Source organism: Aeromicrobium sp. CF3.5 (assembly GCF_051262695.1).
Classification (GTDB): Bacteria; Actinomycetota; Actinomycetes; order Propionibacteriales; family Nocardioidaceae; genus Aeromicrobium.
Window position 1 is genome coordinate 40807 of the sequence record NZ_JBIMEZ010000011.1, and the last position, 24456, is coordinate 65262.

Here is a 24456-nt window from a genome sequence, read left to right on the forward strand (position 1 = left end):
CGCGATGACGTCAGACACCACCGAGCCGATCACGACCGACGCCGAGGGCGACGGACCTGACGGCGGCCACACGCGTCGCACCTTCCTCGGATACGTCATGGCGGGCACCACCCTGGTCGTCGGCGCAGACTTCGCCTTCCGGCCGCAGACTGCAGAGGCCGCTGTCCCTTCGGTCCCCCAGATTCCCGAGCTGTACGACCTCGAGGATCTGCAGACCCAGGCAGCGCTGCCGACGTCGACCCTGATCAAGATCGAGATCGGCGAGGACGGCAAGGCACGATTCGAGATGCCGCGCGCCGAGGTCGGTCAGGGCATCACCACCGCCGCGGCCATGATCATCGCCGACGAGCTCGACATGCCGCTGGACCAGGTCGAGGTGTCCCTGGCCCCTGCGCGCCCCGAGCTGTTGTTCAACCAGCTGACCGGCGGCTCGAACACCATGAACTCGATGTTCACCCCGATCCGGGTCGCGGCCGCCACCGCGCGCGGCGCCCTGCTGGAGGCCGCCTCCATCATCCTGGGCCGTCAGGTCTCTGATCTCACCGTCAAGGGCGGCGTCATCACCGGATTCGCCGGCGAGGTGCTCACCTTCGCCCAGCTGTCCAAGGAGGCCGCCAGCAGCACCGACCAGGAAGTCGAGGTGACGGTCAAGGACGAGAAGGACCTCACGATCGTCGGAACCCCGCAGAACCGCATCGACGCCCTCGAGGCCGTCACGGGACGCAAGCAGTTCACGACCGATCTCGACATTCCCGACGCGCTGCCGACCATGCTGTGCCGCGCGCCACAGATGAACGGCACACCGGTCAAGCTCAACAACACTGCAGCCATCTCCTCGATGCCCGGCGTCGAGGACATCGCCGTGGTCGACACCGGTGTCGCCGTGCGAGCCCGCACGTTCGGACAGTGCATCGACGCCATCCGCGCGATGGACGTGACCTGGAAGGACGGCCCAGTCGCTGGCGAGTCCGATCAGACGATCATGGACAAGCTCAAGAGCGCCGAGCTGCCGATGGTCGTGCCGAAGGTTCCACTGCTGGCCAAGACCTTCGACATGAAGTTCGAGTTCATGTTCCGCAGCAGCGCTGCCCTCGAGCCCAACTGTGCCGTCGCTGACGTGCGCGGCAAGAAGGCCACCGTGTGGGCCGGGCTGAAGTCGCCGATCGTCGCGCAGAAGGACATCGCCGACGCCCTGGGCCTCGCCCAGAACAATGTGACGGTCAACGTGATGACCAGTGGCGGTTCCTTCGGGCACAAGCTGTTCAACGATGGTGCGCTCGAGGCGGCCAAGGTGTCCCAGGCGATGGGCAAGCCGGTCAAGCTGATGTGGCACCGTGTCGACGAACCCCGCCAGGGCCGTCTGCACCCCGCCTGCACCTCGCGGGTGCGCGCCACGACGCTGCTGGGCCAGGTGCTCACCTTCGAGCAGCGGCACACCAGCGTCGAGACCGACTTCTCGCACGGGCTGGGCGAGCGACTCACCTCGATGGCCGCCGAGCTGCCCGCCGGGCTCGGCAACCTGCCGTTCTCGCAGTCGATCTTCCTGCTCACCCAGGAGCTGCCGTACAACTACGGCGTCGTCACCCAGCTGCTGAACGAGGTCGACACCCGGTTCAACACCGGCAGCATGCGCAACATCTACTCCCCCGACGTCGCCTGCGCCAATGAGCTGATGACCGATCGTCTGGCCAAGGAGCTGCGCAAGGACCCGTACGACTTCCGCATGTCGACCCTGAAGTCCAAGAAGGCCAAGGCGGCCCTCAAGAAGGTCGCCGAGGTGGGCAACTGGGGTCGCACGATGGAGCCCGGGACAGCCCAGGGCATCGCGATCCACTCCGAGTACAAGGGCGCGACCGCCGTGCTGGTCGAGATCGACACCCGTCCCGAGACGGTCAACCGGCCGATTCGCGAAGGCGTCACCGGGCCCCGCGTGACCAAGGTCGTCATCGCCGTCGACGTCGGCCTGGTCGTCAACCCGCGTGGCCTCGAGGCCCAGATGATGGGCGGCGTCGCCGACGGCATCGCGCTCGTGCTGACCAGCAGCAACCACCTCGAGGACGGAGCGTTCCTCGAGGGGAGTTGGGACAACTACTTCTACACCCGTCAGTGGAACACTCCCCCGGAGTTCGAGTGCATCGTGATGCCGAGCAACGGCAACGTGCCCGGCGGCGCCGGCGAGGCCGGCGTGCCCGCCACGGTGGCGGCCACGGCCTGCGCCTACGCCCGGGCCACCGGCACGGTGCCCACGCGATTCCCGATCAACCACGACACGCTCTCCTTCGAGCCGAAGTCGTTCATCCCTTCAGTCCCCGAGTCGCCGACCAACTCGCTCGACTTCACGTTCTGACCCGCTGACCCGAACCACGAGGAGATCTCATGCCGAAGTATTCATTCCAGGTCAACGGCGAACGTGTGACCGTCGACGTCGAGAAGAACGTGCGCCTCCTGTGGGTGCTGCGCGACGTGCTGAAGGTGAACGGACCCAAGTACGGGTGCGGCATCAACGTCTGCAAGGCCTGCACGTCGCACATCAATGGCAAGGCCTTCAATCCCTGCTCCGTGCAGGTCGAGGACATCTTGCCCACTGACGAAATCACCACGATCGAAGGGCTGCCCGACACGGTCGGACAGGACCTGCACCCCATGCAGGAGGCCTGGCTCGCCCGTGACGTCGTGCAGTGCGGCTACTGCCAGCCCGGCCAGATCATGACGGCGGTCGCCCTGGTCAACAAGGTGAAGGCCGAGGGCCGCGCCATCAACGACGACGACCTCGACTCGATCCGCAACATCTGCCGCTGCGGTACCTACAACCGCATCCGGGACGCGATCAAGGAAGGCGCCGAATCCATGTGAGTCGCTTTGCGCGTGGTCTGGCCGGGATCGACGAGGGTGTTCAACGCGCGACACCCTTCGGGCACGCGTCCCAGCTTGCCGAGCGACCGACGGAGAGCACGCTCGGCGACGCATCCTCGACCATGTGATCACATGTCGGGGACGAAGCCGAGACGACCTACTTGGAGGCCAAAAGCGGCCTCGACATGGGCAGCAAGGCCGCCATCTCGAAGATCGCGAAGTTCCTCCCCGGGCGTGCCTCGCGGAACCGAGCCCCACGAGCTCGAGGACCGTCTGCGCTCTTATCTCGGGCCACAGTTCCCGGCCTTCGAATTCGATCGGATCAGCGTCGACACCGTGAACGAGGTGCTCTTCGTCATCGCCCAGCCGCCGCAGGACGGTCAGGCAATCTTCTCGTGCCATCAGAGCTTTCACGGGGACGACGGCCGCGGCAGTCTTGGGGACGGCCCGATCTACGCACGTCGCAGCCCTGGCCGTTGCCGACCATCAGAACCTCTTCGTCGGGCTCACTGGCTTGAGGCGTCGATCAACCCCTGCAGCGCGTCTCTCGTGGTCGTGAGCTCGGCGATACGTCCGTCGTAGGCGTGGAGGTGCTCGACGAGCAGCGGCACCGCGCACGGCTCAAGCAGATCGGTGTCATGGATGCAGTCGAGCAGCTCTCGGATGGCGTCGACGGGCAGTCCCGCCTTCAGCAGACGACGGATCGATCGGACCTGGTCGATCACCGCGGGGGCGAACAGGCGCTGTCCGCTCGGGGACCGCTCGGCCGCGATCAACCCCTGGTTCTCATAGTGCCGCAACATCCGGGGCGTCGTGGACGTGAGTGCGGCGAGGTCACCGATGCGCAACGGACGATCGATCGTGACTTGGCTTGCCTCTGCCACTGGTGTCAGCTCCTACGGTCGCTTCCATGACTACTTCGATTACTCAGTTCAATGGTAGATCGGCTGACATGGCAGACATCGCTCCGCTAGCGTTCGCCGGCTTCGCCCACTTCACCGCCATGCAGATGAGGGACCACCGGGTACGCGGACTGGACCTGCACCTCGACCGCCTCCGCATCGCCAGCGATGAGCTCTACGGCAGGCACCTGACCGACCAGGAGATCCGTGGCCACCTGCGCAACGCCCTCGCAGCCGCGCCACCGGATGCGTCCGTGACCTGCTTCGTGTCATCGCGACCCGGCGAGTTCGCTCCGGCAGGCGATGGGGTCGACCTCGCCGTCCTCGTCAAGGTCACCGATCCAGCCGAGCCGCCCCCCGGCCCCGTTTCCCTCGACCTCGTCGAGCACGAGAGGCACCTCCCCCACGTCAAACACGTCGGGGAGGTCTCCAAGACACTCCTGCTGAGGCGTGCGAACGCGCACGGCTTCGACGACGCTGCATTCACCGACCGATCCGGACGACTGAGCGAGGCGACGATCTGGAATCTGGCCTTCTGGGACGGGGAGACGGTGATCTGGCCCCAGGCCGAGATCCTCACCGGCGTCACCATGCAGATCCTGAAGCGCCGCCTCGAGTACCTCGAGGTCCCGCAGGAGACCCGGGACGTCCACCGCTCCGATCTGGATCACCACCTCGCGGCAGTCGTGATGAACTCGTGGTCTCCCGGCGTCCCCGTCTCGCGGATCGGGGACACGCCCCTCAGCCAGGGCGTCGAATTCACACGCCTTCTGCATGCGGCGTACGCCGACGAAACTCTGGAATCGGTGTGAACGTTCCATCCGCGAGAACGCACTGAGTCACTGCCCAGCGGGAAGCTCACCCTCGCCCGGGTTGACGTGCAGGCACTGCCGGCGGTTCGCTACCGGGCGCGGCTGATCGATCCGTCCGAGGGACTCGGGCCGACGGTCACGACGGTTCGCGGCGACATCCCCGACGGATGACCGACGCCATATAAAGCAGGCCGAGTGAGCGGCTGCTCGACGACTGGCTCGAGCATGATCGCAATTCAGCTCACCGCTGCTGCTCAGCTACCGTATTCGCTGGCAGATCGAACAAAAATGACTAGAGCGATTCATGAAAGGTTCGCGCACGATGGGACTCCCGCACCGCTTGCACGGATGCCCCTCACGCCCATAGACGTCTAGGCTCCGGGAAAAATAGCCGCTCGCGCCGTTGACGTTGACGTACAGGGCGTCGAAGGAGGTGCCGCCCTGAGCCAGCGCCTCGACCATGACCTCGACGACGTGACCCAGCAGGGCGTCGATCTCGCGGGTGCGCAGATGCCGGGTGTTGCGGGCGAAGTGCAACGGCGTGCGCCACAGCGACTCGTCGGCATAGATGTTGCCGACTCCGGAGATCAGCGACTGGTCCAGCAGCGCCCGCTTGATGCCGGTCTCGCGCCGTCGCAGGCGCGCCGTGAAGGCTGCAGCATCGAAGGCCGGGTCCAGCGGATCTCGGGCGATGTGGGCGATCTCGCGGGGCAACGCGCTGCCCCCCACCCCGTCGATAGCACCAGTATCGAGCAGGTCCTCGCTGACGGCCATGCCGCCGAAGATCCGCTGGTCGGCAAACCGCAGCTGCTGTCCGTCGTCCAGGTCGAGCACGATGCGCTGGTGCCGGGTGGGTTCGGCGGCGGGATCGCTGACCCGGAACTGCCCGCTCATGCCGAGGTGACACAGCACCGCGTCGCCGCCCGGGCCGATCTCGTCCAGCGGAAGCCACAGGTACTTGCCCCGCCTGGCGGCACCGGCGATGGTCCGACCGACCAGGCGATCGACGAAGTCGTCGGGACCGGGAGCGTGACGGCGCAGCGAGCGCACGTCGTGGACGGTGACGCCCGTGATGGTGCGGCCCGCAGCATGGTCGACCAGACCGCGTCGGACCACCTCGACCTCAGGAAGCTCAGGCACGGTCAGGCAGTGGTGGCATCAGGTGCTCCGGCGCCACGCAGCTCGGCGTCCAGAACGGTCCAGGCGATCTCGGCGACCATCTGCTCGGCCTCCTTCTTGGACCGCCCGGTGCCACCACCGAACTCACGCTCGCCCACGTGTGCAACGGCCGTGAAGGTCTTGTCGTGATCGGGGCCGGTGCCGATCAGCACGTAGTGCGGCACTCCGAGGTCGTGGTTGGCGCAGATCTCCTGCAGCGACGTCTTCCAGTCCAGTCCCGCGCCGAGTCGAGCCGCGTCGGCCATGACGGGATCGAAGATCGCGTGGATGACCTCGGCCGAGCGCACGATCCCGAACTCGACGTAGATCGCTCCGAGGACCGCCTCGACGGTGTCGGACAGGATCGAAGCCTTGTTCCGACCCCCTGTGATCTCCTCGCCGCGGCCGAGGCGCACGAATCGACCGAGCTCGAGGTCACGGGCCACCACAGCCAATGCCTTGGCACTCACGACCGCAGCTCGCAGCTTGGCGAGCTGCCCCTCGGGAAGGTCTGGATGTGTGGTGAACAACGTGTCGGTGACCACGAGGCCCAGCACCGAGTCCCCGAGGAACTCGTAGCGCTCGTTGTGCGCGATGTTGCCATTCTCGTACGCGTACGAGCGGTGCGTCAGGGCATGCTCGAGCCGCTCGGTGTCCAGATCAGGAACACCGAGCGTGAGCCGCAGCTCGTCGAGGTCCGGTCGATCACTGTCTGGTCGATCACCGTCCGACCGTGCACTGCTCAACGCAACCCGTCTCGTTCGAGCTGGTGCTCAGAGAACCTGACGACGCTCGCCGCGGGCGCCGTACTGGCCGCAGACGGTGCATGCGTGGTGCGGGCGCACCTTGGAGTCGCAGGAGGGGTTGGCGCAGTCGACGATCTGGGTCGCAGTCGTCTTCCACTGCGAACGGCGGTGGCGCGTGTTGCTGCGCGACATCTTCCGCTTCGGGACGGCCATGATTACTCCTCGGGTTCTGTGTCTGTCAGCTGGCTGAGGGTCGCCCACCGGGGGTCGATCGCCTCGCCGTGCGTGTGTTCTGGATCATCCGCGAGCCGCGCCCCACATTCGGGGCACAATCCCGGACAGTCCGGACCACACCACGGGTCTCGCGGCAGTGCCAGGAGCACTGCCTCCCGCAGGGCGGGTTCGAGGTCGATCATGTCGTCCTCGACTGCATGGTCGTCCTCGGTGGCGCCCTCGAACAAGAACAGCTCCTGGAGGTCGATCGTGAGGTCTTCACCGATCTCATCCAGGCACCGCACGCATTCTCCGGTCACCTGTGCCGAGGCTGATCCTGTCGCCAGGATACCTTCCATGATCGCCTCGAACCGAAATTCCAGGGTGATCGTGGATCCCTCGGGCACGCCGTAGACGTCATGCCCCAGACCCTTCGGCGCCTGCACGGACAGGTCGACGGTGCGCTCGTTGCCGGGTTGGCGACCCCATCCACGGGTGTCGACGACCAGAGGTCCCGATTGCACAGTGCCCATCCATTCAGGTGCGCGATTGATCATCGACCTGCAAGCAGGCCGAGAGTCACTGTATCGCGGACCGTCACGGCCGGCCTAATCGCTCCCTCCTGAACCCCAAGAAGGTCCCAGATCCACCGTCACACCGGATGGTTGTCGGTCCGGGGTGACAGACTCAGGCGATGACGGAAGGGACGGTGCTGCACGCCGATCTCGACTCGTTCTTTGCCTCCGTCGAGATCCGCGACGACCCCTCGTTGCGCGGGCGGCCGGTGATCGTGGGCGGCGGTGTGGTGCTGGCAGCCAGCTACGAGGCCAAGGCGTTCGGCGTCCACACCACCATGAACGGACGTCAGGCTCGGATCCTGTGTCCCCAGGCGATCGTGGTGCCGGCGCGGTTCAGCACCTACACCGAGGCCAGCCGCGCCGTCTTCGAGGTGTTTGCCGACACCACCCCGATGGTCGAGGGCGTGTCGATCGACGAGGCGTTTCTCGAGGTGGGTGGCCTGCGTCGCCTGCGGGGAGCACCTTCGGCGATCGCCCAGCAGCTGCGCCTCGACGTGCGCGAGCGGGTCGGCCTACCCATCTCGGTCGGAGTGGCCCGCACCAAGTACCTGGCCAAGATCGCCAGTGCCGAGTCCAAGCCCGAGGGGCTGCTCGTGGTGCCCATCGAGAAAGAGCTCGAGTTCCTGCATGCCCTGCCGGTCGAACGACTGTGGGGTGTCGGCAAGGTCACGGCCGCCAAGCTGCACACGGCCAGGCTCGCCACGGTCGGCGACCTGTCGAAGCTGCTGGAGGTCGAGCTGGTGCACCTCGTCGGCGGCGGGGCGGGTCGGCACCTGCATGCCCTGAGCCAGGGCCGGGATCCGCGCACCGTCCAGGTGGGGAACCGTCGATCGTCGATGGGCGCTCAGCACGCCATCGGGCGCGGCCCGCACGACCTGCAGGCGCTCGACGTCGCGCTGCTCGCCCTGGTCGACCGGGTCACCCGCCGCATGCGCGCGGTCGGCCGCACCGGAAGCACCATCACGGTGCGCCTGCGCTTCGACGACTTCACCCGCTCCACGACTGCGCGCACCCTCCCCCGGCCCACGGCCCACACCGGCGAGGTCCTCACCGTGGCGCGTGGCCTGCTGCGCACCCGGTGGCCCGAGATCGAGCGGCGCGGCTGCACCCTGATCGGAGTGTCGGTGGGGTCGCTGGACGACCAGCCAGCGCAGCTCTCGCTGCCGATCGACGATGCTCCCGATCCCACCCTCGACGACACCATCGACGCCGTCCGCCAGAAGTTCGGATCCGGCGCCGTGCGTCGCGCCGTTCAGCTCAGCCACGACGATCGCGAGGGCCAGCCGATCCTGCCCGACTGAGCCGAGGCGTACGTCTCAGGCGTACTTCTCGGTCAGACGACTCAGCACGGCCGGGGGCACCAGCGCCGACACGTCGCCGCCGTGCTTGGCGACCTCCTTGACCAGGCTGGAGGCGAGGTACGACCACTCCGGCGAGGTGGGGATGAACACGGTGTCGACGTCGGTGAGGCTGCCGTTCATCTGCGCCATCTGCAGCTCGTAGTCGAAGTCGGTGACCGCGCGCAGGCCCTTGGCGATCGCATCGATGTCGTGGGCGACGCAGAAGTCGACGAGCAGGCCCTTGAACGACGCCGTGCGGACGTTGGGAAGGTGCGCCGTGGCCTCGTCGAGCAGCTCGATGCGCTCCTCGATGCTGAACAGGCCCTGCTTGTTCTCGTTGACGAGAACAGCGACGGTGACCTCGTCGAACAGGCGCGCCGCTCGTTCGAAGATGTCGAGGTGTCCGTTGGTCACCGGGTCGAAGGAACCGGGGCACACGACACTGGTCATGTCAGGATCCTATTGCCCGTAGCCACGAGGGTGACCGTACCAAAGCGTGGTCTCGCCGTACTTCTTGTGACGCAACGCCTCGACGTCCTCGGGCCAGGTGAACCCATCGCGCGTCGCGCGCTCGACGACGAACAACGCCTGCCGCGCCGCGTGCCGCTGCAGCGCCCCGACCAGCCCCGCCACCACCTCGGTCGAGACCGCGTACGGAGGGTCGAGGAAGACCAGGTCGAAGGCCAGGTCGTCCGCACGTGCGACGAAGACCTCCGCCCTGACCGGCTCGACCGCGGCACCTGTCAGGCCGAGAGACCTGATGTTGCTGCGGATCGCGGCGACGGCGCGGCGATCGGACTCCACGAGGACTGCCGAGGCGGCCCCGCGCGACAGCGCCTCCAACCCCAGGGCCCCCGACCCGGCGAACAGGTCGAGCACCCGCAGACCGTCGAACCCGCCCAGCTCGGACTCCAACGACGAGAACAAGGATTCCCGCACCCGGTCGGACGTGGGTCGGGTGCCGTCGCCCTGGGGCGTCTCGAGCCGGCGCCCACCGCAGGCGCCGGCGATGATGCGGGTCACGTGCGCTCCAAGTAGTCGGCGGCCTCAGTCGCCTCGAGGGCCCCAACTGCTGCGGCCAGGGTCGGGTGCGAGGCCAGCTGCGGATCCTGCTCGACCACCGCGGACGCGATCGTGCGCGCCTGCTCGATGATCTCGCCGTCACGCACCACCGACAGCAGACGCAGGCTCGAGCGCATCCCGGACTGGCGGGCACCCAGGACATCACCCTCACGACGCAGCTCTGCATCGAGCCGCGACAGCTCGAAGCCGTCGGTCGTCGAGGCCACTGCGGCCAGACGCTCGACGGCGGGTGAGTCAGCGTCGATGTCGGTGATCAGCAGGCACAGGCCCGCCTCGGATCCGCGGCCCACGCGACCACGCAGCTGGTGCAGCTGGGACATGCCGAAGCGGTCCGCGTCCATCACCACCATCACGGTGGCGTTCGGGACGTCGACCCCCACCTCCACGACCGTCGTGGCCACGAGAACGTCGATCTCGCCGGCACCGAACGTTCGCATGACGCGATCCTTGTCGTCCGCAGCCATGCGTCCGTGCAGGGACTCGACGCGCAGGTCAGCCAGCGGGCCCGCCACCAGGTCGTCGTGCACCTGCACGAGCGACCTGGTCTCGCTCTCGGCGGCGCTCGGGCCGCTCACGTCCTCCGAGCCGATGCGCGAGACCACGACGTACGCCTGACGCCCCCGTGCCACCTCTTCGCGGACTCGTTCCCAGGCCCGATCCAGCCAGGCCGGGCGCTGCGTGGCCGGCACGACCGTGGTCTGGATGGGCTGGCGACCCGCGGGCAGCTCGGACAGGGTCGAGACCTCGAGGTCTCCGAACACCGACATCGCGATCGTGCGCGGGATGGGGGTGGCCGTCATCACCAGCACGTGCGGGGTGACCTCGGCCCGATCCACCAGAGCCGCTCGTTGCTCGACGCCGAAGCGGTGCTGCTCGTCGACCACGAGAAGTCCCAGCTCAGCGAACTGCACATGGTCCTGGATGAGCGCATGGGTGCCGATCACGATGCCGGCCTCCCCCGACGCTGCGTCCAGCAAGGATGCGTTGCGGGCCTTGGCCCCCATCGATCCGGTCAGCAGCCGCACCCGGGTCGCGCCGTCGGCACCCCCGAGCATCCCGCCCTTGGCCAGATCGCCGAGCTGGGCGGTGATGCTGCGGTAGTGCTGCGCCGCCAGCACCTCGGTGGGTGCCAGCAACGCCGCCTGCGCCCCAGCATCGACGACCTGCAGCATCGACAGCAGCGCCACGATGGTCTTGCCCGACCCGACCTCTCCCTGCAGGAGCCGGTGCATCGGCCGGCTCTGGGCCAGGTCTTCGGCGATCTCGGCCGCGACCGCTTCCTGGCCTGCAGTGAGCTGAAAGGGCAGCAACCCCGAGAAGCGGTCCCGCAGACCCCCCGTGACCGGGGCCCGGGTGTCAGCACGCTGCTGCTCGATCGCGTGCCGCCGCTGCGCGAACACGGTCTGCACCACGAACGCCTCCTCGAACCGGAAGCGGTCGCGCGCCACCGTGGCTTCGGCGATGCTGCGCGGACGATGGATCGCCTCGAAGGCGGCACGCACCTCGAGGTGGCCGTGCGCAGCTCGCACCTCCTCAGGGAGGGGGTCCGCCAGGTCGCCGATCGTGTCCAGGCACTGGGCGACGGCCCGCTCGATCGACCAGGACGCCATCTTGGCGGTCGCCGGGTAGATCGGCAGCACACCGCGCGCCAACCGCGATGCCGAGACGTCGCCGGTGTCGTCGAACATCTCGAAGTCGGGATTGGCCAGCTGCAGCTGCTGGTTGAAGACGCCGACCACACCGGAGAACAGGCCGGTGCTGCCGGGCGTCATGACCTTGGGCAGCCACGGCCTCTGGAAGAAGGTCAGGGAGAGGCGGTCGGTCCCGTCGGTGACGACGACCTCGGTGCGACTCCGTCGCGGCTGGTTCCTGAACGGGATGACCGTCGCCTGAACGACCTCGGCGAGCACCGTGACGTGCTGGCCGACCTGCAGCGCCGACAGGTCGGTGGGCTGGCCGATCTCGGCATAGCGCCGCGGGTAGTGCCGCAGCAGGTCCTCGACCGTGTGCAGGCCGAATGCCTTCTGCAGCGGCTTGGCCGACTTGTCTCCCACCGCGGTCGACAGCTTGGTCGACAGATTCACCACGGCCTGATCACTCCATCGCCCCTCACTCGACGGCTCCTCGTTCGATGGCCCTCATTCGACAGCGAGGAACAGCGGGTAGTTTTCCTGGCCGCCGTCGTAGACCACCAGGTCGACGTCCGGGCGATGCGCGCGCAGGTAGGCCTGGATCTGCTGCTCGACCGCAGCGTCCCCGCCCTCACCGAGCACGATCGTGACCATCTCGGCCGACGGGGACAGCAGCGCCTCGAGCACGTCTCCGGCGACCTGCGCGATGTCGCGTCCGACCACGGCAAAGTCGCCGGAGACCACACCCAGCACATCGCCAGCCTCACAGGGACCGACCATCGTCATGCCCGGCTCGGTGGCGAGCGTGACGGCACCGTGCTGAGCATGGGCTGCGGCACTGGACATGGCGACGACGGCCTCGTCGAAACCCAGTCCCGGATCGTGCACAGCCAGGGCCGCGAGGCCCTGCACCTGGGCGTGGGTGGGGATCACGGCGACCCTGATCCCGTCGTGTCGAGCGGCCTGCGCCGCCGCCTCGAACAGCTTCACGTAGCGGGGGTTGTTGGGCAGCACGATGACCTCGTCGGCGCTGGCGTCGGACAGAGCCGCGGCCATCTGCGCCGAGGACAACGGTTCATCGCGCGTGAACTCCAGGGCCACGGCACCGGACTCGCGACACAGACCCGACAGACCGTCCCCCGTGGTGGCGACGATCACGGCTCGACCGTCACGCGGCCGACGTGCGATCTGCTCGGCGAAGTGCGTGACCGCGATCCGGTACGGACGACCCGCGGTCAGACCCGCCTCGATCGCGGCGCCCACGTCGTCCACGTGGACATGGACGTTCCAGAGCCGGTCCCCACCGACCACGACCAACGAGTCCCCCAGGGGCGCCAGAGCCGCCCGCAGTCCGGTGATCGCGTCATCGTCGGCCTCCAGCAGGTACATGACCTCGTACGAGGGGCCGTGCGGATCAAGATCGTCGCCGCTGGTGTTCGGCACGGGAAGGCGCGCGGTGATCGGTTGAGGAAGCCGGCCCGTCAGCGCCTGTCCGGTCGCGTCGAGCACGACGACCAGGGCCCGGCCTCCGGCGTCGACGACGCCGGCCCGTGCAAGGCGCTCCATCTGCTGGGGTGTGCACTCCAATGCCTCGCGGGCGGCGTCGGCCGCGCTGTTGAACACCGAGCGTCCGTCGTCGGACGTCGTCGACTCGCCAAAGGCGGCTGCGGTGCGCTGCGCCCCGTCGGCGGCGGCGCGCGCCACCGTCAAGATGGTGCCCTCGACCGGCTCACCGACCGCTGCGTAGGCGGCGTCGGAGGCGTGGACGAAGGACAGCGCCACATCGGCCGACGAGATGCGCCCACCGATCGGCAAGGAACGGAAGCAGGCGCGGACCAGCTGCGACAAGATGACACCGGAGTTGCCCTTGGCACCGGTGAGCAGACCATCGGTGTAGGCGCGAATCAGGTCAGGGAGCTCGGTCTCGGCCGGAAGGCCGGCCACGGCCTCGGCGCCGGCGGCGAAGGTCAAGAACGCGTTGGTGCCGGTGTCGCTGTCCGGCACGGGGAACACGTTGAGGGCGTCGATCTCCGCTCGAGTCGCCGACAGGGCATCGGCGCACAGCTGCGTCCACGCGCGGAACGCGGTCGCGTCGAGTGCCAGAGCCATGTGCCCGAGGTTATCGCCCAGCACACCCGCCGACGGCGCAGGTCACGGCGGTGGGTCAGACCGATTCGCGCCAAGCGGGACCTGTCGGCTATTCTTGAGCGGTTGTCGTCGGAGGGCTTGATGTCCGCGACACCCGAGTTTCTCTATTTCGTCTCACTTTCTCAGGAGTAGCCGTGGCAGCGGTATGTGACGTGTGCGGCAAGGGACCTGGCTTCGGCCACGCAGTCTCCCACTCGCACCGACGCACCAAGCGTCGTTTTGACCCCAACATCCAGCGTGTGCGCGCCGTCGTCGGCGGTACGCCCCAGCGAATGAACGTGTGCACCGGTTGCTTGAAGGCGGGCAAGGTTTCACGCTGAACCCGCACGCCTCCGACAGCAGCCATGCGGTGCACGCCCATGGAGATGATGCACTCGGCGACCTCGACGCTGTCGGGGTCGCCGAAGCCATTTCCACCGGTGTCATCAGCTCACGCGAGGCGACCGAAGCGGCCATCGCCCGCATCGAGAACGTCAACGACGTGCTCAACGCGGTGCAGCACGCCGACTACGAGCGAGCGCTCGAGCACTCCCTGCACCCGCCCCCGGGCCGACTGTCGGGCGTTCCGTCCATCATCAAGGACAACACCGCCGTGGCAGGCCTGCCGACCGGTCACGGGTCCCTGGCCATGTCCTCCATCCCCGCCGGGGCCGACGCCCCCTTCACCCGACAGCTCCGCAGCTCGGGTCTGATCGTGCTGGGCACGTCGACCATGCCGGAGTTCGGGTTCAACGGCTCCACCGAGTACCAGACGATCGCCCCCACCCGCAATCCATGGGATCCGGCCCGTTCCGCCGGCGGAAGCTCGGGTGGTTCGGCCGCGCTCGTGGCCTCCGGCGCCCTCCCCATCGCGCACGGCAACGACGGCGGCGGATCCATCCGCATCCCGGCTGCCGCCTGCGGGCTCGTCGGTCTCAAGCCGACCCGGGGGCGTGTCGTCCCGGCGGCCGAGTCGAAGACGCTCCCGGTCGACATCGTCTCCAACGGCGTCCTGACCCGCACCGTCCGCGACACAGCCCACTTCCTGGCCAGCACCCAGCAGTTCGCCCCAGCTGCCGACCTCCCACCACTGGGCCTGGTCGAGCACGCCGCTGATCGCCGCCTGCGGATCGGCCTCATCATCGACTCGGTCTCAGGTCCTCCTGACACAGACAGTCGAGTTGCCGTCCTCGAGACGGTCGATCTGCTCACCGCGCTGGGCCACGACGTGGTCGAGGTCCCGCTGCCGGTCGACCAACATTTCGCCTCGGCGTTCAAGCACTACTGGGCCATGCTCGCCTTCGCGACACAACGCTTCGGCAAGACGGTCATGCACGACCCCGCCTTCGACCGGTCACGCACCGATGCGCTGACCCGCGGCCTGGCCACGATGTTCTGGCGTCAGGCGTGGCGCACCCCGTTGGCGCTGCGCACCCTGAAGCGGTCCGAGCAGTACTACTCGAACACGTTCGCCGAAGCGTCGATCGATCTCATCGTCTCCCCCACCCTGGGATTCGTGACTCCTGAGCTGGGGGTCCTCAATCCCTCGGTCGGATTCGAGGAGCACCTCGAACGACTCATCCGCTACGCCGCCTTCACCCCGGTCAACAACGCGTCGGGCAGCCCCGCGCTCTCCCTGCCGTTGGGCACGTCGTCGACCGGTCTGCCGGTCGGCGTGCACTTCTCGGCGCTGCACGGTGACGAGCAAACCCTGCTCGAGCTCGCCTACGAGCTCGAGGCCGCGCGCCCGTTCCGCACGATCTGGAGCTGAGCGCGGTCTCAGCGCCAGTGCTGGTGGCCGGGGGCACCGTCGAACGGGGCGCCCGCCACGGTGACCGACGATCCCGCACCGGCCGAGCCCACGACCGTCCACCCGTCGGGGATCGGTGTGCTGGGTGCGAACGTGGCCGCGAGGCCGTAGTCGTCGCCACCTGTCAGCACGAACATCATCGGGTCGATCTGCAGGGCCTCGGCGACCGTTCCGACTGCCTCGACGACCTGGAATGCCGTGGGGTCGATGTCGATCGCGACCCCGCTGGCGGCCGCGACGTGTCCGAGGTCGGCCAGCAAGCCGTCACTGATGTCGGTCATGGCTGAGGCTCCCGCCAACGCGGCTGCGGGGCCTTGTGCGTACGGCGGCGCCGGGACACGATGAGCGTCGACGGCCGCCTTGGGCGACCGGAACCCGCGGCTCAGCGCGGCGAAACCGGCACCAGCCAGGCCCATGGGACCCGTGACGGCGACCAGGTCACCGGGAGCGGCGCCCGTCCGTCGCACGATGGGATCGGCCTCGCCGATCACGCTGATCCCGAGCACGATGAAGTCCGCAGACGTGATGTCGCCCCCCACGACGTGGGCGCCGACTGACGCGGCCTCCTCCTCGAATCCGCGGATCATGTCCACGGCCCACTCCACGGGCAGATCCGCGGGCGCACCGAAGCCGACGGTGAGTGCCGTGGCCGTTCCGCCCATCGCGTTGATGTCGGACAGGTTGCAGGCGGCGGCCTTGCGTCCGATCTCGTAGGCGCTGGACCAGTCACGTCGGAAGTGTCGTCCCTCGATCAACAGATCGGTGGAGATCAGCGTGCCGCTCGGGCCGGTCGCGACGTGAGCGGCATCGTCGCCGGGACCGATCAGCACCAGAGGGCTCGTCCCGAGCTGACGAGCCACGAGATCGATCAGTCCGAATTCACCGAGCTCACCCAGAGTCTGCGAATCGGTCGTCTGCGGATGCGGATTGCCGGTGACCATGTGTGCCATTGTCCCCCACGGCCCGCACGGGTTCACGGCGCCACATCGGGTAGGTTGAGCCCAGTCGTGCACGAGGCACGCGACCCATGCGGGTGGATCCGCGCGAGGAGGCGATGATGTCGGTCGAGGCCTACATCCTGGTACAGACCGAGGTCGGCAGGGCCGCTGAGGTGGCCCGTGCGATCTGCGAGGTCCAGGGCGTCACCCGTGCGGAGGATGTCACCGGCCCCTACGACGTCATCGCGCACGCCGAGGGCCCGTCGGTCGACGAGCTCGGGACGCTGGTCGTCTCGCGCATCCAGAAGGTCCCCGGCATCACCCGCACGCTCACCTGCCCGGTCGTCAAGCTCTGACGTCGCCGTCGATCGGTTCTGGTGACGTGCGTTCCTTCCTCACCTCGGCGATCGCCGTGGCCGCGATCGGGGTGCTGGGCGGTTGTTCCGCCGGCCCCTACGACTTCGAGACCGAAGCGGGCACCGGTTCGTCGTGCCAGGCCCTGATCGACGCGGCCCCGGACGCCGTGCTCGAGGAGGCGTCGACCCCGGTCGACAGCCCACGCGTGGCGGCCTGGGGCGACCCCCGCATCACCTTGCGCTGCGGGGTGACGCAGCCCGAGTCGCTGCTGCCGACCTCACGATGCGATGACGTCGACGGTGTCGGCTGGTTCACCGAGGACGAGGACGGCGCCCAGCTGTTCACCACGATCGGACGCAACCCCAACGTCAGCATGGAGGTGCCGTCGGACTACGAGCCCGCCGGCGCCGCGCTGATCGACGTCGGGGACCTGGTCAAGGCGATGACCAGGGACGTCGAGCCCTGCGTGTAGTCCACCAGCGCAGGGTCCACCAGCGCAGGGTCGACCAGCGCAGAGTCGATCAGCGCAAGCCGGTGTCGCGCGCCTGCGCCAGCGAGATGAGGCGCTCGACGAGCTCGGCGTAGGGCACGCCGGTCGCCTCCCACAGCTGGGGAAACATCGAGAACGGTGTGAAACCGGGCATCGTGTTGATCTCGTTGATGACCAGACCGTCGTCGGTGTCGAAGAAGTCGACGCGCGCCAGCCCCTCGGCCCCGATCGCCTCGAAGGCCTGCACGGCGTAGGCGCGGATGCGATCACTGAGGGTGGGCGACAGGTCTGCGGGAATCGCCATCTGGCCCGAGCCGTCGAGGTACTTGGCCTCGAAGTCGTAGAACTCGTGGTCAGCGGTGTCGTCGACCACGATCTCCCCCACGACGCTCGCGACCGGGATGCCGTCCGGCCCTTGGATGACTCCGCACTCGAGCTCGCGCTTGTTGCGGGCCGCGGCCTCGATGATCACCTTGGGATCGTGCCGCCGGGCCTCGACCACGGCGGCGTCGAGGACGTCCCAGGACTCGACCATCGTGACGCCGGAGCTCGATCCGGCTCGGGCGGGCTTGACGAACACGGGCAGCCCGAGCGCGCGGATGCGGTCCTCGCTGCGCTGGCGCTCCTTGTCAGAGACGGTAGTGCTCCACTGCCACGGCATGATCGTGACGTGCGGCAGCTGCGGCAGGCCCGCGGTCGCGAAGACCGTCTTGGTGAAGGGCTTGTCCATGCCCACCGAGCTGGCCAGGACTCCGGCGCCGACGTAGCGGACATCGGCCATCTCCAGCAGACCCTGCACCGTGCCGTCCTCGCCCCATGGTCCGTGCAGCAACGGGAACACCACGTCGGCGTCGCGCAGCTCGTCCCAGGCGAACTCCGGCAGATCACTGCGCACCTCGGGCAACGTGCCCGGCGCCAGCTCTGGCCACTCAGCGCTCTCGCGCACCCAGCGGCCGTCGCGGGTGATGCCGACCGGCCGGACGTCGTACCGGTCGTGATCGATGACGGCCAGCACCTGGCGGGCGGTCAGGCACGAGACGCCGTGCTCACTGCTGCGTCCGCCGAACAGGACCACGAGTCGGGGTGTGGATCGGATCGGCTCGGACGGATCGGTGGCCCCGGATATGACGTTGCTCATTGCTCAGCACCCTACCGCCGTGATGACAATGGATCATGACCGGACGCGAGCTGTCTCCCTCCACGATCACTGTCGCCTCCGGACGGCCGCCACGCGAGCCGGGGCGTCCGATGAATGCGCCCATCACGATGGCGAGCGCACTGATTCCCGACGGGCCGACCGAGTACGCCCGGTTCGGCAATCCGACGTGGGACTCCTTCGAGCAGGTGCTCGGCGATCTGGAGGGTGGACGTGCCCTCGCCTTCGCCTCGGGCGTCGCCGCGGTCTCCGCGGTGCTCGATCTGGTGCCGCTGGGCGGGATCGTGATGGCGCCTCGAGGCGCCTACGCCGGAAGCCTGAACCTGCTCCACGACCGGGCCAAGCGCGGTTTCATCGAGCTGAACCTGGTGGACATCGATGACACCGAGGCGACGGTGGCGGCAGTCGAGGCCGCCGACCTGGCGTGGATCGAGACGCCGACCAATCCCGAGCTCAAGCTCGCCGACCTCGGGGCCATCGGGGCCGCGGCGGACCGTGCCGGGACCGCGGTCTGCGTCGACAACACCTTCGCCACTCCCCTGCGCCAGCGGCCGCTCGAGCACGGCGCCGACTTCGTCGTGCACTCGGTCTCCAAGCTGTTGTCCGGGCACAGCGACCTGATCCTGGGAGCCGTCGTGACCAACGACGACCGCGCCCACGATCTGATCGCCCAGCGACGCAGCCTGATGGGAGCCATCCCCGGCGCGTTCGAGACCTTTCTGGCGGCCCGGGGCATTCGCACCCTCGCCGTGCGTCTTGATCGTGCCGAGGCCAACGCCGCCGAGCTGCACGCTCGGCTCTCCCGCTCCGACCAGGTCTCGTACGCGCGGTACCCGGGCTTCGGCACCATCATCGCCTTCGAGCTGACAGCGGGCCCCGAGGCGGCCGAGACGCTGACCCGCACCGGCAACATCGTGGTGCACGCCACGAGTCTCGGTGGGGTCGAGTCCACCTGGGAGCGCCGGCGCCGCCTGCCTGCCGAACCTCTCGACGTGCCCGAGGGACTGATCCGGCTGTCGGTCGGCATCGAGGACGTCGAGGACATCTGGGCCGACATCACCGAGTGCTTGGCGGCCCTGAGCTAGGGGCTCCGGGCTAGCTACTCCGGGCGGGCCTTGCGCGCGATCATCGCGTCGACGAGCTCGGACGGCGTCATGGTGCCGGCGACCAGGGCGGCCACGTGCTCGACGATCGGCATCTCGACCCCGTGCATCGCGGCGAGCTCGCTGATCGACCGGCAGGACTTGACGCCCTCGGCGACCTGCCGGGTCTCGCTCGCGGCCTCCTCGACGCTCATCCCGCGGCCGAGCTTCTCCCCGAAGGAACGATTGCGCGACAGCGGTGACGAGCAGGTGGCCACGAGATCGCCCATTCCGGCCAGGCCCATGAAGGTCTGCGGATCGGCACCGATCGCCACGCCGAGCCGCGCCGCTTCGGCCAGGCCCCGGGTGATGATCGAGGCCTTGGAGTTGTCGCCGTAGCCGAGGCCGACCGCGACGCCGACCGCCAGTCCGATGACGTTCTTGGTCGTGCCGGCCAGCTCACACCCGATCACGTCGGTGTTGGTGTACGGACGGAAGGACGCAGTGTGGCAGGCCTCCTGCACCCGGCGCGCGACGTGCTCGACCTCGCAGGCCACGACGCTGGCGGCGGGTTCGCGCTGGGCGATCTCGCGGGCCAGGTTGGGCCCTGAGACCACCGCGATGCGCTCGGGCCCGGCTCCGGTGAGCGCGGCGATGACCTCGCTCATCCTCAGGTGGGTGCCGAGCTCGACTCCCTTCATCAGGCTGATCAGCACCGCCCGCTCGGGGAGGTGCTCGGCCCACACCTCCAGGTTGGTGCGCAGCTGTTGCGAGGGGACGGCCAGCACGACCATCTCGGCGCCGTCGAGCGCTGCGGCCGCGTCGGGGGTGGCGGTGATCGAGTCGGGCAGCTCGATGCCGGCCAGGTAGTCGGGATTCTGGTGCGTGGTGTTGATCGCTTCGCACACCTCGGCTCGGCGGCCCCACATCCGGACCTCGTTGCCGGCGTCAGCCAGCACGAGGGCGAAGGCGGTGCCCCACGACCCTGCTCCCATCACGGCGATCTGTGCCATCAGCCCTCCAGGCTCCCTGTACTCGAATGATCGGTGCTCGACCGGCTGCGCAGGCTGCGCACGTCGATGCGCGGACTGGTCGGCAGCTCACCGCGCAGTTCGGCCATCATGGCAGTCAGCACGTCCATCAGCCGGTCGGTGGCACGATCGAGCAGCTCCTCGGTGAGCGGCTGACCCTCGAGATCGGACAGGTCCACCGCAGGTCCGACGCGGATGCGGATGGTCTTGCGCGGGAAGAGCCTGGGCCACTTCGTGTAGGGCCGCAGGATCTCCTGGGCCCCGGACTGCATCATCGGGATCAACGGCCGGCCGGTGGTCAGCGCGATGCGCGCGGCGCCCGAGCGACCGCTCATGGGCCAGCCGCCGGGATCGCGGCTGATCGTGCCCTCGGGGTAGACGATGATCACCTCGCCTGCCTCGACGGCGGCCACGGCGGCTCCCAGGGCTTCGTGTCCGGCTCCTGTGCTGGTGCGATACACGGGAATCTGCTGCGCGGCACGCATCAGGCGGCCGAGCAGCGGCACGTCGAACAGGCCGTCCTTCGCGAGAAATCGTGGCGGCAGGTCGTGGTCGATCATGAAGTGACCGACCAGCACCGGATCGATGTGCGAGACGTGATTTGGGGCCAGCACGTACCCGCCCTCGGTGGGCAGGTTCTCGGCGCCCTGCCAGTCACGCTTCATCAGCACCATCACCCACGGCCGGACGAAGAAGGCGAACCCGCGGATGGCGCGCGGGATGGGACGGTGCTGCATCGGCCCAGACTAGCTGCGCCGACCCTCGGTCGGTGTCAGGCGAAGTGGCGAGCGAGCCGGCGGTGCCGGTGGGCGAAGAGCCGTCGCACGACCACCGCGTGCAACGCCCCACCGAAGGGAAGCCGCGACACGAAGGTCAGGCGGTCGTGCACCTGCGTCCGCCCTCCCACCGGTGTCAGGACCCGCTGGTGCTCCCACCGCGATGCGCTCAGCATCGTGGACCGCTCGTGGAAGGACCGCCCCGGCTCCACGGCGACGATCGTGAGGTCGTCGTAGTCGACGGGGATGACACCGAACAGGGTGATCCAGGACCGGCCGATCGGATCGCCCAGCGGCACCGTGGTCACGTCGAGATGATCGGCACCGCGAGGGATCGACATGGACATCCACGGACCCAGCTCGTCGCGGATGCCGTCGAAGGACGTGACCCGCTGCCACACGGCGTCGACCGGCGCAGCGACGAGGCTGACCTGCTCGACGGCGTGCTTCCGCACCATCGTCAGAGGGTGGCCGGCTTGAACGACGGTCGCGCCGACTCGTAGTGGTTGATGTCCTCGCCGTGGCTCAGGGTGATCGCGATGTCGTCGAGGCCCTCGAGCAGACGCCAGCGGGTGTAGTCGTCGATCGTGAAGGAGTCCTCGATCGCGTCGACGCCGTCCCCGGCCTTGACGGTGCGCGACTCCAGGTCGACCGTGATGCTCGCCCCGGGGTTGGCGTCGAGGTGGTCCCACAGGCGCTGCACGACCTTGTCGTCGACCTCGGCAGCCAGCAGTCCGGCCTTGCCGGAGTTGCCGCGGAAGATGTCACCGAAGCGCGGCGAGATGACGGCCTTGAAGCCATAGTTCTGCAGCGCCCAGACAGCGTGCTCACGCGACGATCCGGTGCCGAAGTCCGGACCGGCCACGAGCACGGTCGCGTTCGAGAACGCCTCCTGGTTCAGCACGAAGCTCGGATCGCTGCGCCAGGCCGAGAACAGACCCTCCTCGAAACCGTCGCGCGTGACCTTCTTGAGCCACACCGCAGGAATGATCTGGTCGGTGTCGACATTGCTGCGCCGCAGCGGCGCCCCGACACCGGAATGCTGGACGAACTTGTCCATGGTCATCGCCTTTCGTTCGAGCTGGTCGCACTCGTCGGGGAGACCAGCGCCTTCGAGGACTGGTCTCGGTGCAGAGCTTGCGTACGCATGATCAGCTGCCTGCTTTCGTCAGTTCGGCGAGATCGGCCGGACCAGCCAGGTGGCCGAAGATGCCGGTGGCCACCGCGACGTCAGGCGACACGAGGTGGGTGCGTCCTCCCTTGCCCTGACGGCCCTCGAAGTTGCGGTTGGACGTCGAGGCGGCGCGCTCCCCCACCATCAGCTGGTCGGGATTCATGCCCAGGCACATCGAACAGCCCGCTCCGCGCCACTCGGCGCCAGCGTCCTTGAAGATGGCGTCGAGACCCTCGGCCTCGGCCTGCAGTCGAACGCGGACGGACCCCGGCACGACCAGGATCCGGGTGTCGGCGGCGACGGTGTGGCCCTTGATGAGATCTGCGGCGACACGCAGGTCCTCGATGCGTCCGTTGGTGCACGATCCGATGAAGACCGTGTCCACGGGGATCTCCTTCATCGGGGTGCCGGCCTCGAGGCCCATGTAGGTCAGGGCGTTCTCGGCGGCGACCCGCTCGTTGTCGTCCTCGAACGAGGCCGGGTGCGGGACGCGGCCCGAGAGCGCGACGCCCTGGCCGGGGTTGGTGCCCCAGGTGACGAACGGTGTGACCTGCGTGGCGTCGATCGTGATGGACTTGTCGAACTGGGCGTCGTCGTCGGTGACGAGGCTGTCCCAGTACGCGACCGCCTCGTCCCAGTCCGTCCCCGTGGGGGCGCTCGGGCGACCCTGCAGGTAGTCGTAGGTGGTCTGGTCAGGCGCGATGAGGCCCGCCTTGGCGCCCCACTCGATGGACATGTTGCAGATCGTCATGCGCGCTTCCATCGACAGCGCTCGGATGGCGTCGCCGCGGTACTCCACGATGTAGCCCTGGCCGCCTCCGGTGCTCTCCTGCGTGATGAGCGCCAGGATCAGGTCCTTGGCGGTGGAACCAGCCGGCAGGTCGCCCACGACCTCGACGGACATCATCTTGGGCCGGGCCTGCGACAGCGACTGCGTGGCGAGCACGTGCTCGACCTCCGACGTGCCGATGCCGAAGGCGATCGAGCCGAAGGCGCCATGCGTGGAGGTGTGGGAGTCGCCGCACACGATCGTCATGCCGGGCTGGGTCAGCCCGAGCTGCGGACCGACGACGTGCACGATGCCCTGGTCGATGTCGCCCATCGGGTGCAAGCGAACACCGAACTCCTCGCAGTTGCGGCGCAGCGTCTCGACCTGGGTGCGCGACACGAGATCGGCGATCGGCTTGTCCAGGTCGGTGGTGGGGATGTTGTGGTCCTCGGTGGCGAGCGTCAGGTCGGGACGGCGCACCGGGCGATCGGCCAGGCGCAGGCCGTCGAAGGCCTGCGGGCTGGTGACCTCGTGGATGAGGTGAAGATCGATGAACAACAGATCGGGTTCACCCTCGTGGCTGCGGACGACGTGATCGTCCCAGACCTTCTCGGCCAACGTCTTGCCCATCGTGTTCTCCTCGTCTCGAGCCCGTACCCCGATACACCGTGCTTCCGACCATCTTGCGTCTCAGCATTCGATACGGCAATATCAAGGTATGGACAACTCTAGCGGAGTCGGCGTTCTCGACAAAGCCGCACTCGTACTCGCGGCTCTCGAGCCCGGCCCGGCCACCCTGGCCAGTCTGGTGACCAGCACCGGTCTGGCTCGCCCGACGGCGCACCGGCTGGCGGTGGCCCTGGAGCACCACCGACTCGTGGCCCGCGACATGCAGGGGCGCTTCATCCTCGGTCCTCGCCTCGGCGAGCTCGCCGCCGCTGCCGGCGAGGACCGTCTGCTCGCAGCAGCCGGACCGGTGCTGGCCCGCCTGCGTGACATCACGGGTGAATCCGCCCAACTGTTCCGTCGCCAGGGCGACTTCCGGGTCTGCGTGGCTGCTGCGGACCGTCCCACCGGCCTGCGGGACTCGATCCCCGTGGGCAGCCAGCTCGCGATGAGCGGCGGCTCTGCCGCGCAGGTCCTGCTGTCGTGGGAGGATCCCGATCGCATGAACAAAGGGCTCCTCAAGGCCACTTTCTCCGCCGCAGAGCTGTCCGCCGTGCGACGGCGCGGATGGGCCCAGAGCGTGGGCGAGCGGGAGAACGGCGTCGGGTCGGTGTCAGCACCCGTGCGCTCCCCCTCGGGCAAGGTGGTTGCCGCCGTGTCGGTCTCCGGACCGCTCGAGCGCCTGACCCGCCAGCCCGGCCGCATGCACGCCCCGGCCGTCGTTGCCGCGGCCGAACGCCTGGGTCAGACGCTCCGCCGCTCGG

26 protein-coding genes are annotated in these 24456 nt (G+C 68.4%); 10 read left to right on the plus strand and 16 right to left on the minus strand.

Annotation, left to right across the window (positions count from 1 at the left end; all coding sequences use genetic code 11):
* Positions 1 to 4: 4 nt before the first annotated feature.
* Positions 5 to 2347: a molybdopterin cofactor-binding domain-containing protein gene (locus ACHAA3_RS15665; protein ID WP_435710001.1), complete on the plus strand. Its 2343-nt coding sequence runs from the start codon at positions 5 to 7 to the stop codon at positions 2345 to 2347.
* Positions 2348 to 2376: 29 nt separating this feature from the next.
* Positions 2377 to 2853 carry a (2Fe-2S)-binding protein gene (locus ACHAA3_RS15670; protein ID WP_435710003.1) on the plus strand — a complete coding sequence of 159 codons (477 nt, stop codon included), beginning with the start codon at positions 2377 to 2379 and terminating at the stop codon, positions 2851 to 2853.
* Between the two features lie 506 nt (positions 2854 to 3359).
* Here the strand turns inward: ACHAA3_RS15670 and ACHAA3_RS15675 are convergent.
* Positions 3360 to 3737, minus strand: coding sequence for a MerR family transcriptional regulator (locus ACHAA3_RS15675; protein ID WP_435710005.1), 378 nt, complete (start codon positions 3735 to 3737; stop codon positions 3360 to 3362).
* A 26-nt stretch (positions 3738 to 3763) separates the two neighbouring features.
* Between ACHAA3_RS15675 and ACHAA3_RS15680 the strand changes: the two genes are divergently transcribed.
* Positions 3764 to 4567: an aminotransferase class IV family protein gene (locus tag ACHAA3_RS15680; RefSeq protein WP_435710006.1), complete on the plus strand. Its 804-nt coding sequence runs from the start codon at positions 3764 to 3766 to the stop codon at positions 4565 to 4567.
* Positions 4568 to 4825: 258 nt separating this feature from the next.
* Here ACHAA3_RS15680 and mutM read toward each other — a convergent pair whose 3' ends face one another.
* Genes mutM through ACHAA3_RS15700 form a run of 4 tightly spaced genes read right to left on the minus strand, consistent with a single transcriptional unit; the run spans position 4826 to position 7217 of the window.
* The gene (gene mutM / locus ACHAA3_RS15685) at positions 4826 to 5707 is read right to left on the minus strand and encodes a bifunctional DNA-formamidopyrimidine glycosylase/DNA-(apurinic or apyrimidinic site) lyase (RefSeq protein WP_435710008.1); all 882 of its coding nucleotides are present in this window, start codon (positions 5705 to 5707) and stop codon (positions 4826 to 4828) included.
* 2 nt (positions 5708 to 5709) lie between these two features.
* The gene (rnc, locus tag ACHAA3_RS15690) at positions 5710 to 6471 is read right to left on the minus strand and encodes a ribonuclease III (protein ID WP_435710009.1); all 762 of its coding nucleotides are present in this window, start codon (positions 6469 to 6471) and stop codon (positions 5710 to 5712) included.
* A 27-nt stretch (positions 6472 to 6498) separates the two neighbouring features.
* The gene (gene rpmF / locus ACHAA3_RS15695) at positions 6499 to 6684 is read right to left on the minus strand and encodes a 50S ribosomal protein L32 (protein ID WP_435710011.1); all 186 of its coding nucleotides are present in this window, start codon (positions 6682 to 6684) and stop codon (positions 6499 to 6501) included.
* Positions 6685 to 6686: 2 nt separating this feature from the next.
* Positions 6687 to 7217, minus strand: coding sequence for a YceD family protein (locus tag ACHAA3_RS15700; RefSeq protein ID WP_435710013.1), 531 nt, complete (start codon positions 7215 to 7217; stop codon positions 6687 to 6689).
* Between the two features lie 161 nt (positions 7218 to 7378).
* Here ACHAA3_RS15700 and dinB point away from each other — a divergent pair, with 161 nt between their 5' ends.
* On the plus strand, positions 7379 to 8563 hold the full coding sequence (gene dinB / locus ACHAA3_RS15705; RefSeq protein ID WP_435710015.1) for a DNA polymerase IV: 1185 nt from the start codon (positions 7379 to 7381) through the stop codon (positions 8561 to 8563).
* Positions 8564 to 8578: 15 nt separating this feature from the next.
* Here the strand turns inward: dinB and coaD are convergent, their stop codons facing one another.
* The 4 genes from coaD to ACHAA3_RS15725 are packed head-to-tail and all read right to left on the minus strand — an operon-like array spanning position 8579 to position 13425.
* Positions 8579 to 9052, minus strand: coding sequence for a pantetheine-phosphate adenylyltransferase (gene coaD, locus ACHAA3_RS15710; RefSeq protein ID WP_435710016.1), 474 nt, complete (start codon positions 9050 to 9052; stop codon positions 8579 to 8581).
* A 9-nt stretch (positions 9053 to 9061) separates the two neighbouring features.
* Positions 9062 to 9625 (minus strand): 16S rRNA (guanine(966)-N(2))-methyltransferase RsmD, encoded by a 564-nt coding sequence (gene rsmD / locus ACHAA3_RS15715; protein WP_435710018.1) that lies wholly within the window; start codon positions 9623 to 9625, stop codon positions 9062 to 9064.
* On the minus strand, positions 9622 to 11772 hold the full coding sequence (gene recG / locus ACHAA3_RS15720) for an ATP-dependent DNA helicase RecG (RefSeq protein ID WP_435710020.1): 2151 nt from the start codon (positions 11770 to 11772) through the stop codon (positions 9622 to 9624). Before recG ends, rsmD begins: the two co-directional genes overlap by 4 nt.
* 51 nt (positions 11773 to 11823) lie before the next feature.
* On the minus strand, positions 11824 to 13425 hold the full coding sequence (locus ACHAA3_RS15725; RefSeq protein ID WP_435710021.1) for a DAK2 domain-containing protein: 1602 nt from the start codon (positions 13423 to 13425) through the stop codon (positions 11824 to 11826).
* A 173-nt stretch (positions 13426 to 13598) separates the two neighbouring features.
* On the opposite strand from ACHAA3_RS15725, the gene rpmB reads away from it, so the two are divergent.
* Both rpmB and ACHAA3_RS15735 read left to right on the plus strand, forming a co-directional pair.
* A complete protein-coding gene (rpmB, locus tag ACHAA3_RS15730) occupies positions 13599 to 13784 on the plus strand; it encodes a 50S ribosomal protein L28 (RefSeq protein ID WP_435710023.1) in 186 nt (61 codons plus the stop codon).
* Positions 13745 to 15214, plus strand: coding sequence for an amidase (locus ACHAA3_RS15735; RefSeq protein ID WP_435710024.1), 1470 nt, complete (start codon positions 13745 to 13747; stop codon positions 15212 to 15214). The genes rpmB and ACHAA3_RS15735 overlap by 40 nt, the downstream gene beginning before the upstream one ends.
* An 8-nt stretch (positions 15215 to 15222) precedes the next feature.
* On the opposite strand, the gene ACHAA3_RS15740 is transcribed toward ACHAA3_RS15735, so the two are convergent.
* The gene (locus ACHAA3_RS15740) at positions 15223 to 16194 is read right to left on the minus strand and encodes a thiamine-phosphate kinase (protein WP_435710025.1); all 972 of its coding nucleotides are present in this window, start codon (positions 16192 to 16194) and stop codon (positions 15223 to 15225) included.
* A gap of 86 nt (positions 16195 to 16280) precedes the next feature.
* On the opposite strand from ACHAA3_RS15740, the gene ACHAA3_RS15745 reads away from it, so the two are divergent.
* Together ACHAA3_RS15745 and ACHAA3_RS15750 are read left to right on the plus strand one after the other, a co-directional pair.
* On the plus strand, positions 16281 to 16547 hold the full coding sequence (locus ACHAA3_RS15745; protein ID WP_435710026.1) for an Lrp/AsnC family transcriptional regulator: 267 nt from the start codon (positions 16281 to 16283) through the stop codon (positions 16545 to 16547).
* 26 nt (positions 16548 to 16573) lie between these two features.
* Positions 16574 to 17020 (plus strand): DUF3515 domain-containing protein, encoded by a 447-nt coding sequence (locus ACHAA3_RS15750; protein ID WP_435710027.1) that lies wholly within the window; start codon positions 16574 to 16576, stop codon positions 17018 to 17020.
* A 49-nt stretch (positions 17021 to 17069) separates the two neighbouring features.
* Here the strand turns inward: ACHAA3_RS15750 and ACHAA3_RS15755 are convergent, their stop codons facing one another.
* Positions 17070 to 18176: a D-alanine--D-alanine ligase family protein gene (locus tag ACHAA3_RS15755; RefSeq protein WP_435710028.1), complete on the minus strand. Its 1107-nt coding sequence runs from the start codon at positions 18174 to 18176 to the stop codon at positions 17070 to 17072.
* A 35-nt stretch (positions 18177 to 18211) separates the two neighbouring features.
* On the opposite strand from ACHAA3_RS15755, the gene ACHAA3_RS15760 reads away from it, so the two are divergent.
* Complete coding sequence (locus ACHAA3_RS15760) at positions 18212 to 19279, plus strand: trans-sulfuration enzyme family protein (RefSeq protein ID WP_435710029.1); 1068 nt, start codon at positions 18212 to 18214, stop codon at positions 19277 to 19279.
* A 14-nt stretch (positions 19280 to 19293) separates the two neighbouring features.
* Here ACHAA3_RS15760 and ACHAA3_RS15765 read toward each other — a convergent pair whose 3' ends face one another.
* The 5 genes from ACHAA3_RS15765 to leuC form a co-directional block, all read right to left on the minus strand.
* Positions 19294 to 20289 carry an NAD(P)H-dependent glycerol-3-phosphate dehydrogenase gene (locus ACHAA3_RS15765; protein ID WP_435710030.1) on the minus strand — a complete coding sequence of 332 codons (996 nt, stop codon included), beginning with the start codon at positions 20287 to 20289 and terminating at the stop codon, positions 19294 to 19296.
* Positions 20289 to 21044, minus strand: coding sequence for a lysophospholipid acyltransferase family protein (locus ACHAA3_RS15770; protein ID WP_435710032.1), 756 nt, complete (start codon positions 21042 to 21044; stop codon positions 20289 to 20291). Before ACHAA3_RS15770 ends, ACHAA3_RS15765 begins: the two co-directional genes overlap by 1 nt.
* Positions 21045 to 21079: 35 nt before the next feature.
* Positions 21080 to 21541: a hypothetical protein gene (locus ACHAA3_RS15775; RefSeq protein WP_435710033.1), complete on the minus strand. Its 462-nt coding sequence runs from the start codon at positions 21539 to 21541 to the stop codon at positions 21080 to 21082.
* 2 nt (positions 21542 to 21543) lie between these two features.
* Positions 21544 to 22143: a 3-isopropylmalate dehydratase small subunit gene (gene leuD, locus ACHAA3_RS15780; RefSeq protein ID WP_435710040.1), complete on the minus strand. Its 600-nt coding sequence runs from the start codon at positions 22141 to 22143 to the stop codon at positions 21544 to 21546.
* 91 nt (positions 22144 to 22234) lie between these two features.
* Positions 22235 to 23656 carry a 3-isopropylmalate dehydratase large subunit gene (gene leuC, locus ACHAA3_RS15785; RefSeq protein WP_435710035.1) on the minus strand — a complete coding sequence of 474 codons (1422 nt, stop codon included), beginning with the start codon at positions 23654 to 23656 and terminating at the stop codon, positions 22235 to 22237.
* A gap of 88 nt (positions 23657 to 23744) precedes the next feature.
* On the opposite strand from leuC, the gene ACHAA3_RS15790 reads away from it, so the two are divergent.
* Positions 23745 to 24456 (plus strand): IclR family transcriptional regulator (locus ACHAA3_RS15790; RefSeq protein ID WP_435710037.1); only part of this gene is annotated, 712 nt, incomplete at its 3' end.